The organism is Jeotgalibacillus sp. S-D1 (genome assembly GCF_004358665.1).
In the GTDB taxonomy this organism is placed as follows: domain Bacteria; phylum Bacillota; class Bacilli; order Bacillales; family Jeotgalibacillaceae; genus Jeotgalibacillus.
Map to the genome: position 1 here is coordinate 453912 of NZ_SMZR01000002.1, position 15443 is coordinate 469354.

Genomic DNA, 15443 nt, shown 5'->3' on the forward strand with positions numbered 1-15443 from the left:
CATCTCTCTTCTAAGGACCTACCTCGTAATGGTGTACACAATATCCATTACTTTATCCTTAACAAATTTTTGATTGTTTATAAAGAAACTTTCATTCTTCATCATCAGATGACTTTCAAACTCTCTTATTTCATTAACTCCGAATTTAAATATATCTTCGACCAACTCAATCTCAGTACTTTTTTTAATATTACAGAAACTTCTAGATAATATTGCCATGCTAGAGCCCAAACGAAAATGCTCAGCCATAATGTTCTCTGCCTGAAGAATCCCTTGTCCGAGTTGCGCTATACCGCCAAAACCATAAAGAATCCCTGCAGCATCAAACTTTCTACAGAGCTTTTCGACTGTTCCGTTTGCTAACAGTTCAAACATAAAATGCATATTATAACTAAGATGTAAATCGTTTAATCCAATATGAATGTAGTCTATACCTTCTACATTTAAAATCGAATCTATATTTTCTACTGCCTCTGATGTTTCGCACAAAAGACAAACCTTGGACCTGCCGTCTACATAACTAACAAAGAGCTCGACTTCATTTTTTGTCTTGAAGAAGGGAAGCATTACAATATCTGCCCCATCATTAATTACTTGGTCTATTTCATCTTTTGAACCTTCAAATATAGGATTAACTCTAACAAGTAATTCAGAGTTGGTTAATACTCTTTTAATTTTTTTAACATCTTCTATTCTGTGCCTTGATATAACTGTATTCAAATGGCCTTGCCGTAGATCTTTTCCGTTAATCTCAAGATCAATGAAAATCCAATCTACCCCACTTTTTTCTGCTATTTTTGCAACATTTTCTTGATTTGTAATGTACATCAATTTTAAAGCCATTTGGAATTCCTTCTTTCTTTTATGGTAACTATATTAAACTCCTTCACCTTTTTATTTTTTTGCAGTTTCACCTACGTTTACATTATCTTTCATTGCTAGTACTTTTAAGACTGTTTTAAAGAATATCTTTATATCATACTGAAAGGAAAGATTTTTCACATACTCAACATCATACTCAATCCTTTTATCCCAATGTACTTCCTTACGTCCATTTACCTGAGCCCATCCTGTTACACCGGGTTTAACTTTAAATCTTATTTTTTGTAATTCAGTGTATTCTTTAAGTGGCCAAGGATGATAAGTTAGAGTAGGTCTAGGTCCAATTATTGACATATCCCCTTTTATTATATTTACAAATTGGGGAAATTCATCGATACTGGTTTTCCTAATAAATTTCCCAACCTTAGTAACCCTAGCATCTCCTTTTGTTTCATATACTCCACTCTTTTCAGCGCCTACACACATCGAACGGAACTTAAATATTTTAAATACTTCTCCATTTAGACCAAGTCGTTCTTGCTGAAAAATTACTGGTCCTTTTGATTCCACTTTAATAGCAATAGCTACTATTAACAAAACTGGAAAAAGGATTATCAAACCGATCAAAGATAAAACAACATCCAATAACCTCTTAACTTTTCTATAGCTCATAATAAGTTTAAAACTCCTTTACTCTAATTTAGTTCCACTCGCTAGCACTATTAATTGTACTTTAGTAAGGTTAGGACTTAATTAGACTTCCTTTATTTTTGTTTAATCAACTACTAACCTACTAAAATTGTATTATTTAATTAATAGCTACTTCGAATCATGCTTTTAAATAGCTTTAAGCATGATTCGAAGAAAATGTACCAACCTTAAATATAACCCTGTCAGGTAGGTACACACTAAACTTTTTTATAAAAAATTTTTAAAGCAATCAAGAGCTTCTTTGACCAATTAGTAATTCTCCAACAACTTTCCGGTTTGCTACGTTTAACAATGTATCCACCATTTCTTTTCGTTTCATTTCTAAAAGCTCTTGGATAACATAATCAAGTTCATATTTACTAAGTGGCATAGCTTTTCCAACGTAGATTTTCGGAAAAACTTTTTCGCTCTGTATTTCATCCTCGTTTAAGAGTTCTTCAAACAGTTTCTCTCCTGGACGAATTCCACTAAATTTAATTTCTATCTCATTCTCCGTATAACCAGAAAGACGAATTAAGTTTTTTGCTAAATCAACAATTTTAACTGGTTCTCCCATATCTAAAACAAAGACTTCTCCCCCAGAGGCAAGTGTTCCGGCTTGGATAACAAGTCTGGATGCTTCAGGAATCGTCATGAAGTAACGCGTCATTTCAGGATCTGTTATTGTTACTGGTCCTCCAGCTTCAATTTGCTTCTTAAATAAAGGAATTACGCTACCACGAGAGCCCAATACATTTCCAAAACGAACAGCAGCAAACTTAGTCTTACTTTCTTTTGCAAGATTTTGTACAATCATTTCTGCAAATCGTTTTGTAGCTCCCATTACATTCGGAGGATTAACTGCTTTATCAGTTGATACCATGACAAAACTCTCTACTCCATATTCATGGGCAGCCTCTGCTATATTTTTTGTTCCGAAAATATTGTTTTTAACTGCTTCAATTGGGTTAAACTCCATTAATGGAACATGTTTATGTGCTGCAGCGTGATAAATTACACTAGGACAGTATTCCTTTACTATAGAAAAGATACGGTCACGATCCTGCACGTCTGCAATAATAGGCAATATTTTAATTTTACTGCCATATATATTTTTTAGTTCCATGTCTATTGTATAAACGGAATTTTCACCATGTCCTAACAGAATCAGCTTGTCTGGATTAAACTTGCTTACTTGACGGCAAATTTCTGAACCAATTGAACCCCCAGCTCCAGTAACAAGAATTGTTTTGCTTTCTAGAGATTTAGAGATAGTTTCTAAGTCTAATTCAACTGGATCTCTTCCAAGTAAGTCTTCCACTTGAACTTCGCGAATTTGGCTCACTTCAAGTTTCCCAGTCATAATATCTTCTAAAAATGGAAGTATTTTAGTCTCTGCTGACGTTTTAGCACACTCCGCATATATACGTTGTATCTCACTTCTACTTAAAGAAGGAATAGCGATAACTATATGTTCTACTTTATATTCTTTTGCAATAGATTCTATCTGTTTTACGCCGCCCAAAACCGGTATATTCATAATTTCTAAATTATGCTTTGTAAAATTATCGTCTATAAACCCTACTGGTTGAAGTTCAGAATGCTGTTTTTGTTTTAATTCTCTTGCCACTGTAGTGCCTGCTGCACCTGCTCCTATAATTAGCGCACGCTTGCGATTAGGATCTGGTTTAATGTATGTATCTCGATACATTCTCCAAGCAAATCTGGAACCTCCAATTAAAAGAATATGCATCATCCAAGTAATAGATAATGTTCTGGTATATAAGGAGCTAGCCAAAACTAGCTGTAATACGGCAACAATTAAAATCGAAAAAGATACTGCCTTCATAATGGCTACTAGCTCACTCATACTGGAGTATTGCCAGACTTTCTTATAGAGACCGTAACGATATGCAAAAAAGTGATGACTTAAAAGAAGACCGATGGCACTTGGCAATAAAATAGAAGAATAATTATTGCCAAAAGGAAGTAATAAATAATAGCTAATAAAAATGGACAGAATCACAATCAAGGAATCAATCATCATTAATCCAGCTACTCGTTTTTTATAAGACATAGGTTTGCCCCTTTCAAATTAGGTAGTTTTATTTGCACATAAAATAAATATCTAACGAAAATACACACTATGTATGCCCTTTCATTAGATATTTATCATCTATTATTCTATTTAAAATATAATGGGCATTGAACCCACCCTCACAACACACCATTGACATTGAGTCTAAGGCAAACGTTTTCGTTTATACCCACAGTGTGACCGAGTGCCTCCTTTGATAGTGGAATTGGAGACATTACCATTAAAACGCAAAATCATCAGTAGAATGGAGCCGACTTAATACCACATAACTATACATGTTTTACCTACAAAGGAATAATAGCACAGAATTCTATGAATGAATAGATAGTTTGAATAAAAGATTTGTAAAATTAGGATAAAATAATATATAAATATGTACTTATTTGTGAATAATTTAAGTCTAACATAATAACCTAGGGCAAAGTTCTTAAATTAGATATTTTTCGATAAAATTAGACAATTTCTGCTGAATAGATACGCATATAAAAAACCCGCCCTTTCAGCGAGTTTCTATGCTAGCGCTCTGTAATTGCAGGGTAATCCATTCCACCATTTCTCCAAGTGTAATGGAGTCTTCGCTGCCTTTTTGGTGGGCGTCAGTGAGCAATTGGATTAGTGCATCCTTGTTTAAGGATACATGTTGAAGTTCCATCACATACATCTCCAGTTTTTAAGATTACTAGCATTATATAACAGATCATAGTAAATTTGAAAGGGTTTTTTGTCTATTTTTTGTTAATTGTCTGTAAATAATTCTTTACACTGGGGATTTCGACAACAAAAAACGACCAATCAGAAACCCACACTGATTTCTAATTGATCGTTAATTATACTCATTAATTCATCCGACGCTCAAATCCAATCTCCCTTAAAGCCGATTTCAACGTGGCATACGACGGCACTTCCTTAAAGTCCAGTCCAAGTTGCACGATCGTTTGAGCCATTTCAGGTGAGATGCCGCTGATCTTTGGTTTTACGCCGATTAGTTTTAAAGAGTCCATGACCTGGAAAAGCTTTTGGGCAACGAAGGTGTCGACCATGGCTACGCCTGATAGGTCGATGACGAATTCTTCTATATTAAGAGCCAGGCATTGAGTGAGTGATTCTTCAATGACGAGCTTGGCCCGGTGGGTGTCGATGGTGCCGACTAATGGCAGCACAGCAATGCCGTTGTCTACAGGTACGACAGGTACAGACATTTCAAGCATCTGCTCCTGTGAGGCTTTTAAGTTATTGGTCTGCACTTCAACAAATGGCAGACAGAAAAAATAGACCACGTCATTGACGGCCTGGTCAAGCACAGATAGAATCTCATAAAACTTTTCAAGTGAGTATTGTTTTTTCAGGGCTTCTTCTTTAATAAGTTCTCCGATGGCATTGCGGTAGTGAGGGACCTCTTTTAGCATGGCATCTAAGGAAATGCCGAGCTCCGCGCATTTTCTTCCTGTTTCAAGGCCCCATTTTTGGATCTTTTCTTCACGCTGAACAGGCTCAAGTGATAGTGCTTCAGCGTATAGTGTCACTAATTCAACTCTTAGGGGGATAAGGGTATTGGTAAGGTTTTTTAGATTTGAGTACGTATTATTTTGTTGTTCTGTAATTGTCATAGCGAGGTCTTCTTTGTGAGCCAGAATGGTATCGGTTAGATATTCAAGTGTTTCTTCAATTTGTATGGCCATGCTGTACATCCTTTCATTGGACAATCGGAGTCTCTAAGTCTAGTAAACTAATACATTGTACCCCTTACTTTATCACCGTAAACATAAAATATAAATTATTTGTCGAATTTTTAGGAATGTAAAATTATCCAGTCCACATTACACGTTGCCCTTTTACCTTTGAGACATGAATGAGGCAGGCGTCAGGACTTCGCTTTCAATAACAATCGCCGTTAGTCCTGCAGTTGATTTCGTCTCGTGCCATTCACCCTTCTCCCAAAATACCGCATCGCCGCTTTGTACACTTTCGACCTTATCATTCGCGCCACGAACAACTCCTTCACCGTTTATAATTAACAACAGCTGCGGCACCACGGCTTGATGATAGCCAATTACGCCGTTTTCTTCTAAATGCATACATCCTATTCGCGCTGCCTGATCCGTTTGAATGATACGCGACATCACAAAATCAGATTGATACTTTGTTATCCTCTTACCTGCTTATTTGTGAAATCGATAGATCTTCATTTTGCTCCTCCTTTTACAATTTCCTTTTCCTATTTGTCCATATTATGTAAGCACTTATACAAGTGTATATCACAATATTTTATTTAAATGACAAAACCATTAAATTCTGTCGATTTCGTTGAATTGGGGTTTTTAGATAGTAAGATTTAGACATAAGGAGGCGTGGCGTGTGCAAAGAGAATTACGTTTTGGATTTGCAGTTCATGAACGAAGCTTTTATGTATCTGTCCAGCTCAAACCCTCTGTTCACTCGTGTACATCCTCTATTCCGGCGATTGAGCCGCTCATTTCCAGACCAAGCCAATGGCAGACAAAATTTCTTAGCAGTCACTGAACCGTTTTAGGTACCAACATATAGATTTTCACTATTCTACAAAGGAGGTATCACAGCTGTGAAATTCCTTAACGTACTAAGTCTCGCTTCGACAGGGGTTTTAGCCGTTTATATTTCGTTAAAATTATTTACCGGACTATTTTCTCCTTCTCTTAATGAAAGCTTTATAATCGAATTTTTCCTGGTTTTTCTTATCGTCGGCCTGCTTACCTTCCGCAATTGGAAAGTTGAAGTAAAAGCAGATGAACGGTACCGATAAATAACACCTCTCGATTATCCGAATTTACGGAAGGTCGAGAGGTGTTTTTATGGCTTAGTTATCTGCAGTTGTAGGAAGCTCCTGCAGCTTCGTTGGAAGAAGAACGATTGGAATGTCTTTGATTTCATCACCATAGATCTCTTCCATCCTGGCTGACAGTTTCCCAAACAGCTCCTCCAGCCATTGCTGGACTTCATCATCAGCAAATGGTTTATCAACAAAAAACTGAATCTTTTCGCTGTCACTTTTCGTTTGAAAGCCTTTGATGCTGCTGATCGATTTCTGTAAGCCCAGCGCTTCTAACATTTTTTTATTGAAGGCAAGCGTGATTCCGTCCAGTTCGTTTTGCAGGAACTGCTCCCGTGAACCTTCATAGGTTAGTACGGCTATCTCATTTTCGAGCTCGGCATCGCCTTCACGCTCAACCAGCATCTTTGGCAAATGATACGCCGCTTCACTAATAGGTCCTTCTTTATGAAAGTCACGGTCATTAACCGTCCATTTTAAATCACGCAGTCGTTTACTTATATCCATAAATAACATTTGTCCTAATGGATTCAACATCATGTTGTATTCCTCCCAGCAACCATTTCTTTAATATGTATATGTCCTTTTCACACAGCGCTCAAACAATTTTGCGCCTTTAATCACTGCTATGCGTATAAAAGTTCTTTATTTGTTCAAACTACTAAAGAAGAAATTGGAAACAAAATAGTTCTTTATTGAGAACAAAAATGGTTGTGTCCTTGTTGCAAAAGGGCTATACTATTTCTATACATACTATATCTTATATGAGTTTACTAATTAAGGAGTGTTTTCCATGACTCAAAATGATTTTCACTTTAGTGTTCGTTATAAAGACTTTGAATACTCTGTTTCCGGAAATGAATCGTTCATTTCCCATCATGAAGCCGTCGCTTCCACTTACCTGACCAAGCTGATGGATGAAGATAAAAAAAAAGCCGCACCCTTTAAGATCACACGCGAGCCTTCCATGAAGCCAGCTGTACAGGAGAATAAAGAGGAAAAAACTGCTGCTCCCTCACAGCCCCCTGCCGCTGCACCAGAGCCTTCGTCAGTTGAACATCGTGACATCCAGGCGTTTTTAAATGGACTGCCTCTGCACTCGGAATGGCAATACACCCTTGCGATGGCGTTCTACCTGTTTCAATTTAAACGTCAGCCGTCCTTTACCGCAAAATCGATTCGTAAACAATTCCGTGATGCCCGCCACACCGTTCCAAACAATATTCATCTGAGCATCCATACCTGCGTGAAAAAAGGGTACCTGAAAGAATCCGGTTTAGCTGAGCTTCAAAAGATCTACGAAATCACAGAATCGGGCGTCCACTACATTAAAAACGTCAACACAGAAGAAAAAAGCACCACCGAAACTTCCATTAACACCATCGGCATGAAAGCACGTTCGGATCGAAAAGAAGAGCTCCTGGCATTTACGCTTGAAGAGCTGCAGCTGGAGAATAACCCGAATCCGACTTTGTTAGAACGCCTGGAGGATCAAGCGCTCAGCATTCTTTATTTATACAAGAAGGAGCTCGATTTCTCCCATTTATCAGCACAAGATGTCTACATTATCCTGCACGAACAATTCTCATTCACCTACTCACCAAAAGCCGTCCAAATCGCCCTAAGTCGCTCCCGTCCAAAGGTAGAGAAGCTCAAATACGACGGCCAAATGCACTACCAGCTCACCAAGCTGGGTATGGACTACATGGAGAATTTGAAACGTAAGCAGTTGAACAATAAAGAATAAAGCATTCGAAGCCCGAAGCGATAATCGCTTCGGGCTTTTTTGTAGAGTGGACCTGCCAGCACAAGGACGGCACCGTGAGCCGCGCTTCTACACCTAATCAGGGAATTTCTACACTTCAACTAGAACTTTCTACATCTAAATCCGCAACTTCTACACTCCCAGCCCGACCTTCTACATTTCCCAAACATCTTTCTACATTTCCCGATTTATAAACCCAAAAAAACACACCGAGCAAGCTATTCATTTGCTTGCTCGGTGTGTTCTTTTCATATCTAATTAGCTTTTAGTAAGTTTTTGTTTTCTTAAATAAACTGAACCAATCAAAATTAAAACGATAATGACAACATTTAGCGTGACTGTAATCGCTTCGTTTTCCAATAAAGAGTTTATAAAAAAACTAGAAGCTACCAACACTAAACATAAAAACACAAAAAGACGCATATCCATCACCTCGGATGTTAAGAATTTGAAGATATGAACTTCTCCAGTAGAAACCTTTATTTCTACCTTCCGCACCAGAAGTTCTAAACTTCCTACCCTTCCCCCGCTCCACCAATCCGATGAAACGGACTAAGATAAACTCGATTATAAGTTTTTCCTGTATGTTTAAGGTTCATTGCTTTCAACAAACCATGGGTTGTCCTATTACAATCCAGACCTAAAAACGCCCTGGCATCTCTATTAGTTAGGGAGGGACTCATCAGCAGGAAATAATCATCCAGCGCTTTTTGATGCGCGTGGCGATCCCATCTGTTGCAGCGGGTGCACGCCCAGGAACGGTTGCCTCTTACCATACTGAAGGTTTTGCATTCCACACACCAAACTCCCTTCTGAATACTCCACTCCTCCAGTCCGTAACGTGAGACAACAGAGCGCCATTCGTCCTGTACGTTTAACGAAAGCAGCTTTGAACAAAGACTGGTAAGCTGCCTTTTCGTCAGCACTGTTTCTTTGTTTTGTAACAGCATCCGTCTAATCCTTGAAGTAATCTGGTCCGATTTACAGACCGTATCCCGTACCTCTTCATATTCATCCGTTACCGTAAAGTAGACATTTGAGCTGGTAAAGACCACCTGAGTATAGATAGGAAGTGTAATTCCCCACCCATCAAAAAGCAGCTGCAAGCCTTCTTTCTGACGTTCAACCTGTAGGGTGGGGTTGGTGAAATACTGTACTTCATCATCTTTCATCCTGCGCATTTGCTTGAACTTCTGTTCAAATTCAATTTCTCCAGTAATGTTTTTAGCTTCAATGATTAAAGCAAAATGAGGGGTTAAATGCAGCTGATCAATTTGAATCGTCTCTGTCCCATGAAAAACAGATAGTTTGAGGTCGCGAAAGGTGTGAAAATGGGGGGATAAAAAGGGAGATGTGATGGCGTCGAGGTATTGTTCACCATGGTAGCCTGCCTGCTGATTGGACAGATCCTTCGTTATTTTGCTCAAATCCGGCCATCTAGGATCAATCCTCTCCGCGAGTGCCATAAGCTGGCGCAATCTGATGGGTAAGGCGCGTTCTTTTTTGATCATCTATCAAACTCCTTTCCTGTTCGTGCTATTTATTTCGCTCCGGGTTTGTCTTTTTCCTTCTCCTCGGCAAACTTCTACACTTGAACTAATAAATTCTACAGTCCGAGCGTGACCTTCTACACTACAAACCAACCCTTCTACACTCCGCCCTCCACCTTCTACATTTCCCGTCTACACTTCTACATTTCCCACCCACGCCGCCACTCTGTTACTACCACTACCCTTTATTAAGACGCATTCCAATTTATTTGGTATTAGTTTGTCCTTTTCTAACCACTACTCCGCACAAGTTCTACACTTCAATTCAGAACTTCTACAGTCCAAGCACAACCTTCTACACCTCAAACCATCCCTTCTACATTTCCCGTCTAAGCTTCTACATTTCCCGCTCCCACCCCCGCTAGCCACGCTCTCAAGCAGAAAAACCCCGCCCGCAAGCCTAAGCTCACAGACAGGGTTTATAGATATGTCCATATAAAGACATAATAATTTTTTCACACCAAACGTGAAGGTGAGTTAATTACAGGTGATTAGTGATTGCCCCACATACATGCGCCAATGATGATCAATAGAATGAAAAGCACAACAATTAAAGCAAATCCGCCACCACAACCGCCGCCGTAGCCACCGTAGCCGCCATATCCGCCGTAACCCATACATAACACCTCCAATAAATAGTTTGAGTAGTTTTTACACTCTATATAGACTATGTAGGTCCAATTTGTTTGTATGGGTGAAGGTCCTGAATAGGTTAATTTTTTGGTGAGACCCGCTTTAATGAACAGAAAAAACCTGGTCTCCGATCACTCAAAAACCAGGTTTTATATGATTTAAGGCAGCAACTCGAGCACTGTGCCGTCGACCTGCTCCATATCGGCCGACGTTTCATGATACTCCCCCTCCACCCAGTCATCGATCTGGTCATGGTACCAGTCGGACTTGACGTGGCCGGATTGGCCGGGGCCAACGATATGATAGGCTTTTGCCAGGTCACTCAGGTCAGCAACAAAACGCCAGGCGGCTCCGTGGTCCGCGATTCCGTCCCTGCCATACGCAGCTGCCTGCACCGTAATTTGGCTGCCGCCGATCGGTACAGGATCTTCCCGGTTGAAGAGCCAACTTAACACCGGCGAGGCACCTGCCAGCGGATGCTCAAAGTACACCTGATGGTAATCGCCCCATTGCCACTCTTCACTCTTTTCGCCAAAGTCCTCCTCCAGCCGCTTGTGAACCCGCGCGAGTGAATCGGTTAACCATTTACCGGTTCCACCGTATTCCCTTACCCACGCTCCTTCCTCTCCTTTAAATGAAGCTCGGAGTATCTGATCTGTAATATGGTTTTGACCGCCAAATAATTCACGCACATCAGCAGGGATCTGCTTGTTAAATAATACCGCTGGCAGCTCCTTCATCCACAAATGAAACAAAAGCGGTGCTGGTTCATTCTTGTCATCGATCTGGTTCCATTCCTTCAGAATGGTTAGTTCATCGGCAAATTCTTCCCCGCCATCTCCTGCCTCCACCGCTGCGATCATGTCTGCTAAAAACTCCTGCGCATACAAATTCTTCTGATCCATTTGCAGCGCCATCATATCCTCCGGCGTGACTGCATCGTTTTGTGCGAGCACCTCTTCTATTCGCATATAACGGTACGGCTGGGCCCAGAAGTTGGTGATATGGTAAGGATAGTCACCCCCCGCAACTTCGTTATTCGCCGTTGCGATAAAACCGCTTTCAGGATTCACAACAGACGGCAATTCATCGTAAGGAATATACCCTGTCCAAGCATACTCCTCTGAATCACCCGGGACAGGGAGCTCTCCGTTTCCTGTCTCACGGATTGGAATTCGGCCGTTCGCCTTATAAGCAATGGTGCCATCCTTGGCAGCAAACACAAAGTTTTGGGCCGGCGCGTGAAAGTCCTCCAACGCTGTTTCAAATTCGTCCCAATTCACTGCCTTGTTCATATTCAGCACAGCCTGCAGCTCAAGTGTCGGTTCAAGCGCCGTCCATTGCATGGAAAATAACGTGTTTGAATCATCCTCCATCAAATCTGAAATGATCGGTCCGTGACGGGTAGTGGTGACCTGAAAATCAACCGTCTCTCCGTCTTTTACCTCAATCGGTTCATCACGAATGTCCCCCTGCAGCCATTGATCTTCGTATAAAAACTGGGTTTGATCATCCGGATTTTGCTGTTCAATATATAAATCCTGCACATCAGGCCCAACATTCGTAACGCCCCACGCAACATCATCGTTGTGACCCAGAATAATTCCCGGAACACCGGCAAATATGACACCGCTTACATTTTGTTCTGGTGATGTCAAATGCATTTGATACCAGATAGAAGGAGTGCTCAACCCGAGATGCGGATCATCCGCAAGCAGCGGCTCACCGCTTTCCGTCCGCTCCCCCGACACCACCCAGTTATTGCTGCCGTTAAACGGCGGCGGAATCAGCGCGTCTTCAAATGCGCCTGCCACCTGGACGCTGTGTTTTCGGTTCGCTTCTATAATCGCCGGCGCATCCTCCGGATAGTGAATAAACAGCTCGCGTGATTTTTCCTCAGGAAACTCCTGTACTGCCCAATGCCTGAACGCAAGCGTCGACCAATTCCCGCCCAGGTCATACGCCATATATTTACCAATGGTAAGCGAATCGATTTCACTCCACTGATCCGGTTGATAGCCAAGTACGGCAAATTCAAAAGGCAGCGTCCCGTCTTCCTTCGCTGCATCCATATACGCATTTACGCCTTCTGCATACCAGGCAAGTACCTGTTTGGCTTCCTCACCGTAACCATCGTATGACTCTTCCGCTGCATGACGCAGACTGAAGGTACGAAAAAATTTATCAGTTGATACAGCCCCTTCTCCAACCACAGCAGAAAGCGTACCGCTTGCCTGCCGTCTGGCCAGATCCATTTGAAAAAGCCTGTCCTGCGCTTGCACAAACCCCTGGGCACGATAAAGATCCGCGTCATTTTCTGCCTCAATATGCGGTACACCATTTTCATCCCTTATAACAGTAACACCCGCTTCAAGCACATTCACCGTAAGCTGTCCTTCAATTATGGGGAGCGACTTCCCAATGTACCAATTCAAAAAAAGCAACCCACCGGAAATAAGAACCACAAGCGCCCCAAACGCACCCAACAGCCACTTCTTCCACCAGCCGCGCTTCCGCTTTGGCCTCGCTTGCCGCTCTGGACGAATCTCTCTCACTCTGCATTCCCCCTTACCCTAAAAAATTCTCTAAACTTGTATAAAACCCTTTTTACAAGAAAAGAAATGAGAGAGTTGCGGGTGAAAAGAGGATGAAATATCCATGAGGAAGGTGGCTTGTGAGCCGGGAAATGTAGAAGGGTGGTTGGGAAATGTAGAAAGTGGGATGCGTAGTGTAGAAGGGCTGGTTTATGGTGTAGAATTTCTCGTTCGAGCTGTAGAATGTCCAAATTGAAATGTAGAACTCATTCGATGGGTTGAGTGAAATAGACAACCAATTACTACATCAAATGGATTCGGCTGTGTTGGTTTACTATCCATTAATATGTTAAGGTTTCATATATTGGAAAAAACAGTTTAGCAGAAGAAGATGAACAACAATTTTGACTAAAATCTATTGAAATGAAGTGATTCGTACAGTGAATAAGAAAACTCATTTTAAATTATCTATTCTTTGTTTTCTCCTGGGAATGCTTCTCTGGGTTCCAAATATAGTATTTGAGATATCCAGTCCCTGGTGGATGTTAACCTTCATTATAGGCCCTATAGGCGTAACGTTTGGAGTTTTAGTCAAAAACATTTGGCTTATTCTTCTTAACGCATTCGTAATGGCCAGTTTTTTCATTTTTATGGCGTTAGGTTATTATTTAGCTGACCCTGCTAACAAATTATTAGGATCATAAAAAGAATGAGCCGAAATCTACTATTGTGTAGACTTTTAGCTCACTCTTTTTCATATTTATATTTTAAACTGATTTTCATTTACATATAAATCTGGTGTCACCGATCATTTCATCTACAATCTCTGACGTCTGTTTGAAAGTCGTATCAAATAGATAAGGTTGATTTAAAGGCTCTGTTCCCAATTTATTTAATAGAAACAAAGAACGGTCGAGCGACTCAATATCCCCTCTCGTCTGTATCCGCTCCAATATTTTTTCTTTTTCCGCTGTTAATACTATATATCTTAACGTTATTTCTAAATCAGATAACTCGTTGCGAAACCACTCCAGTTCATCTTCCACAACGAAGTCAATGACAACATTGTAGTCATGCTGAATATAATTTCTTGTGATAAGAAGGATATTTTCCCACGATAGACGCACCCGGTCCTCCCATGAAGCTTCTGAGCCGTAATTGAATGTATGAAGGATGAAATCTCCTTCTATAAGAATACATTTTTCCACACGTCGAGCGAGTTCTTTTGACGTGGTGGACTTCCCTACCCCAACTGGACCTGATACAAGATATAGTAAATTTTTCTTGTTTTCTCCCGTCAATTTAGCATCCTCCCTTACCCCTGATTGTTTAGATAATTCTATCATATGCGTCATAAGCCCCTTATAGTCAATACTCTCTGAATCTAGTGATGGAACAGGTGGGAAATGTAGAAGTGTGGACGGGAAATGTAGAAGATGCAGCGCGAAGTGTAGAAGGGATGGTTTGTGGTGTAGAAGTTCACGCCCGGGCTGTAGAAGTTCTGGTTTGAAGTGTAGAACCTGTGCGGAGCAATGAGTAGAAAAAGACAAACCAGTAGTGGACATAATAAGTGCAACTGAAACTTATTTAAGGGAAGATACTTGCGTGTTCGATCCGGGAAATGTAGAAGTGTGGATGGGAAATGTAGAAGCTGCTCCGCGAAGTGTAGAAGGGATGGTTTGTGGTGTAGAAGGTCGCGCACGGGCTGTAGAAGTTCACGAATTAAATGTAGAACCTCAACTCCCCCCAGCCCCAAACGAGCGCACAAAAAAAACCTGCAACGAATAGTGGCAGGTTCTTTAAAAACTATTTAATTAATTCCTGTGCCAGCCAGTCTACCATTTCTGCCATCGTCAGCTCTTCTTCTGAACCTTTTTTGTGGGCTTGTTCCAAAAGGGCGGCCAAGTGATCGTTTTTGAATTCATGTGTTTCCACGTTCATCGCTCCGTTTGCATTTTATTGATAGTACTATACCTTTCTATCAAAACTTCAAACCGAGCCATAGGAACTGTTTTTCAGACGACAGAATACTGGTCCTTTATGGACAGACCACAAAGGATGTCCTGGAAGCAATGATGGATAATCGTTTTAAGGCGATCTGCTTTTATTTCTGGTGGTTGCGGTATATGAATCGATAAGCTGTTTTCTTTTAAATCTATAATTGTGTAGATACTGAAGGTTTTATTTTTGTGAAGGACAAGCTCGTAGGAATAAATGTGGGATTGTTCAATGAAAGGCTGTGCGTTGCAGCTGACCAGACTGGCACAGTGCTCCCTGAATAAGACAGTATGAAGATTTTTGAGGATCGAACGCTCATGCAGCAGCTGGATATTGCAAAGATGTTTGTATTCCAGATAATCATGTTCTAATTTTGGTAAATAAGTGGTGGCTATACCCTCTAAACGCACTGTGTACTCTATCATAAAAACCTCCAAAAACGACAATTTTAACTACTTTCTTATCATACTACAACACACTAGGAATTTTCTATCATTTTTTATAAAATTCTGTGTATTTTGTCATGTTTTTGTTGGTTTTTATGATC

17 protein-coding genes are annotated in these 15443 nt (G+C 40.5%); 4 read left to right on the forward strand and 13 right to left on the reverse strand.

Annotation, left to right across the window (positions count from 1 at the left end; translation table 11 throughout):
- Nucleotides 1–18 precede the first annotated feature (18 nt).
- From E2R51_RS09235 to E2R51_RS09255, 6 genes are all read right to left on the reverse strand, one after another.
- The gene (locus E2R51_RS09235; RefSeq protein WP_133376762.1) at nt 19–843 is read right to left on the reverse strand and encodes an aldolase/citrate lyase family protein; all 825 of its coding nucleotides are present in this window, start codon (nt 841–843) and stop codon (nt 19–21) included.
- Nucleotides 844–894: 51 nt separating this feature from the next.
- Nucleotides 895–1494 carry a sugar transferase gene (locus E2R51_RS09240; RefSeq protein ID WP_133376763.1) on the reverse strand — a complete coding sequence of 200 codons (600 nt, stop codon included), beginning with the start codon at nt 1492–1494 and terminating at the stop codon, nt 895–897.
- Between the two features lie 268 nt (nt 1495–1762).
- The gene (locus tag E2R51_RS09245) at nt 1763–3589 is read right to left on the reverse strand and encodes a nucleoside-diphosphate sugar epimerase/dehydratase (RefSeq protein WP_133376764.1); all 1827 of its coding nucleotides are present in this window, start codon (nt 3587–3589) and stop codon (nt 1763–1765) included.
- 520 nt (nt 3590–4109) lie between these two features.
- Complete coding sequence (locus E2R51_RS20630; RefSeq protein WP_483299926.1) at nt 4110–4271, reverse strand: YwzD family small protein; 162 nt, start codon at nt 4269–4271, stop codon at nt 4110–4112.
- Between the two features lie 175 nt (nt 4272–4446).
- The gene (locus E2R51_RS09250; RefSeq protein ID WP_165967187.1) at nt 4447–5289 is read right to left on the reverse strand and encodes an STAS domain-containing protein; all 843 of its coding nucleotides are present in this window, start codon (nt 5287–5289) and stop codon (nt 4447–4449) included.
- Between the two features lie 153 nt (nt 5290–5442).
- A complete protein-coding gene (locus tag E2R51_RS09255) occupies nt 5443–5757 on the reverse strand; it encodes a cupin domain-containing protein (protein WP_240733047.1) in 315 nt (104 codons plus the stop codon).
- Nucleotides 5758–5965: 208 nt separating this feature from the next.
- Between E2R51_RS09255 and E2R51_RS19795 the strand changes: the two genes are divergently transcribed.
- Both E2R51_RS19795 and E2R51_RS09260 read left to right on the forward strand, forming a co-directional pair.
- Nucleotides 5966–6130 (forward strand): hypothetical protein, encoded by a 165-nt coding sequence (locus E2R51_RS19795; RefSeq protein WP_165967188.1) that lies wholly within the window; start codon nt 5966–5968, stop codon nt 6128–6130.
- 58 nt (nt 6131–6188) lie between these two features.
- Nucleotides 6189–6389: a hypothetical protein gene (locus E2R51_RS09260; protein WP_133376766.1), complete on the forward strand. Its 201-nt coding sequence runs from the start codon at nt 6189–6191 to the stop codon at nt 6387–6389.
- A 54-nt stretch (nt 6390–6443) separates the two neighbouring features.
- Here E2R51_RS09260 and E2R51_RS09265 read toward each other — a convergent pair whose 3' ends face one another.
- The gene (locus tag E2R51_RS09265) at nt 6444–6956 is read right to left on the reverse strand and encodes a hypothetical protein (RefSeq protein WP_133376767.1); all 513 of its coding nucleotides are present in this window, start codon (nt 6954–6956) and stop codon (nt 6444–6446) included.
- A gap of 253 nt (nt 6957–7209) precedes the next feature.
- On the opposite strand from E2R51_RS09265, the gene E2R51_RS09270 reads away from it, so the two are divergent.
- On the forward strand, nt 7210–8163 hold the full coding sequence (locus E2R51_RS09270; RefSeq protein WP_133376768.1) for a hypothetical protein: 954 nt from the start codon (nt 7210–7212) through the stop codon (nt 8161–8163).
- A gap of 533 nt (nt 8164–8696) precedes the next feature.
- Here E2R51_RS09270 and E2R51_RS09275 read toward each other — a convergent pair.
- The 4 genes from E2R51_RS09275 to E2R51_RS09295 form a co-directional block, all read right to left on the reverse strand.
- Nucleotides 8697–9692, reverse strand: a complete 996-nt coding sequence (locus E2R51_RS09275) for a nuclease-related domain-containing protein (RefSeq protein WP_133376769.1) — start codon at nt 9690–9692, stop codon at nt 8697–8699.
- A gap of 530 nt (nt 9693–10222) precedes the next feature.
- Nucleotides 10223–10348 carry a YjcZ family sporulation protein gene (locus tag E2R51_RS09280; protein WP_133376770.1) on the reverse strand — a complete coding sequence of 42 codons (126 nt, stop codon included), beginning with the start codon at nt 10346–10348 and terminating at the stop codon, nt 10223–10225.
- Between the two features lie 174 nt (nt 10349–10522).
- Complete coding sequence (locus tag E2R51_RS09285) at nt 10523–12919, reverse strand: penicillin acylase family protein (protein ID WP_240733027.1); 2397 nt, start codon at nt 12917–12919, stop codon at nt 10523–10525.
- Nucleotides 12920–13677: 758 nt separating this feature from the next.
- Nucleotides 13678–14244: a P-loop nucleotide/nucleoside kinase family protein gene (locus E2R51_RS09295; RefSeq protein WP_133376772.1), complete on the reverse strand. Its 567-nt coding sequence runs from the start codon at nt 14242–14244 to the stop codon at nt 13678–13680.
- 259 nt (nt 14245–14503) lie between these two features.
- Between E2R51_RS09295 and E2R51_RS09300 the strand changes: the two genes are divergently transcribed.
- Nucleotides 14504–14686 carry a hypothetical protein gene (locus E2R51_RS09300; RefSeq protein ID WP_133376773.1) on the forward strand — a complete coding sequence of 61 codons (183 nt, stop codon included), beginning with the start codon at nt 14504–14506 and terminating at the stop codon, nt 14684–14686.
- 18 nt (nt 14687–14704) lie between these two features.
- Here E2R51_RS09300 and E2R51_RS20070 read toward each other — a convergent pair whose 3' ends face one another.
- Both E2R51_RS20070 and E2R51_RS09305 read right to left on the reverse strand, forming a co-directional pair.
- Nucleotides 14705–14833: a YwzD family small protein gene (locus E2R51_RS20070; RefSeq protein ID WP_255509744.1), complete on the reverse strand. Its 129-nt coding sequence runs from the start codon at nt 14831–14833 to the stop codon at nt 14705–14707.
- A gap of 80 nt (nt 14834–14913) precedes the next feature.
- Entirely contained in the window at nt 14914–15321 is a 408-nt protein-coding gene (locus tag E2R51_RS09305) for a hypothetical protein (RefSeq protein ID WP_133376774.1), read from the reverse strand.
- Nucleotides 15322–15443 lie beyond the last annotated feature (122 nt).

Bases quoted from the DNA above. Each gene is read 5' to 3' on its own strand.
- E2R51_RS09235 (WP_133376762.1), bottom strand. From the start codon at position 843: ATGGCTTTAAAATTGATGTACATTACAAATCAAGAAAATGTTGCAAAA.
- E2R51_RS09240 (WP_133376763.1), bottom strand. From the start codon at position 1,494: ATGAGCTATAGAAAAGTTAAGAGGTTATTGGATGTTGTTTTATCTTTG.
- E2R51_RS09245 (WP_133376764.1), bottom strand. From the start codon at position 3,589: ATGTCTTATAAAAAACGAGTAGCTGGATTAATGATGATTGATTCCTTG.
- E2R51_RS20630 (WP_483299926.1), bottom strand. From the start codon at position 4,271: ATGTATGTGATGGAACTTCAACATGTATCCTTAAACAAGGATGCACTA.
- E2R51_RS09250 (WP_165967187.1), bottom strand. From the start codon at position 5,289: ATGGCCATACAAATTGAAGAAACACTTGAATATCTAACCGATACCATT.
- E2R51_RS09265 (WP_133376767.1), bottom strand. From the start codon at position 6,956: ATGATGTTGAATCCATTAGGACAAATGTTATTTATGGATATAAGTAAA.
- E2R51_RS09270 (WP_133376768.1), top strand. From the start codon at position 7,210: ATGACTCAAAATGATTTTCACTTTAGTGTTCGTTATAAAGACTTTGAA.
- E2R51_RS09275 (WP_133376769.1), bottom strand. From the start codon at position 9,692: ATGATCAAAAAAGAACGCGCCTTACCCATCAGATTGCGCCAGCTTATG.
- E2R51_RS09280 (WP_133376770.1), bottom strand. From the start codon at position 10,348: ATGGGTTACGGCGGATATGGCGGCTACGGTGGCTACGGCGGCGGTTGT.
- E2R51_RS09295 (WP_133376772.1), bottom strand. From the start codon at position 14,244: ATGATAGAATTATCTAAACAATCAGGGGTAAGGGAGGATGCTAAATTG.
- E2R51_RS09305 (WP_133376774.1), bottom strand. From the start codon at position 15,321: ATGATAGAGTACACAGTGCGTTTAGAGGGTATAGCCACCACTTATTTA.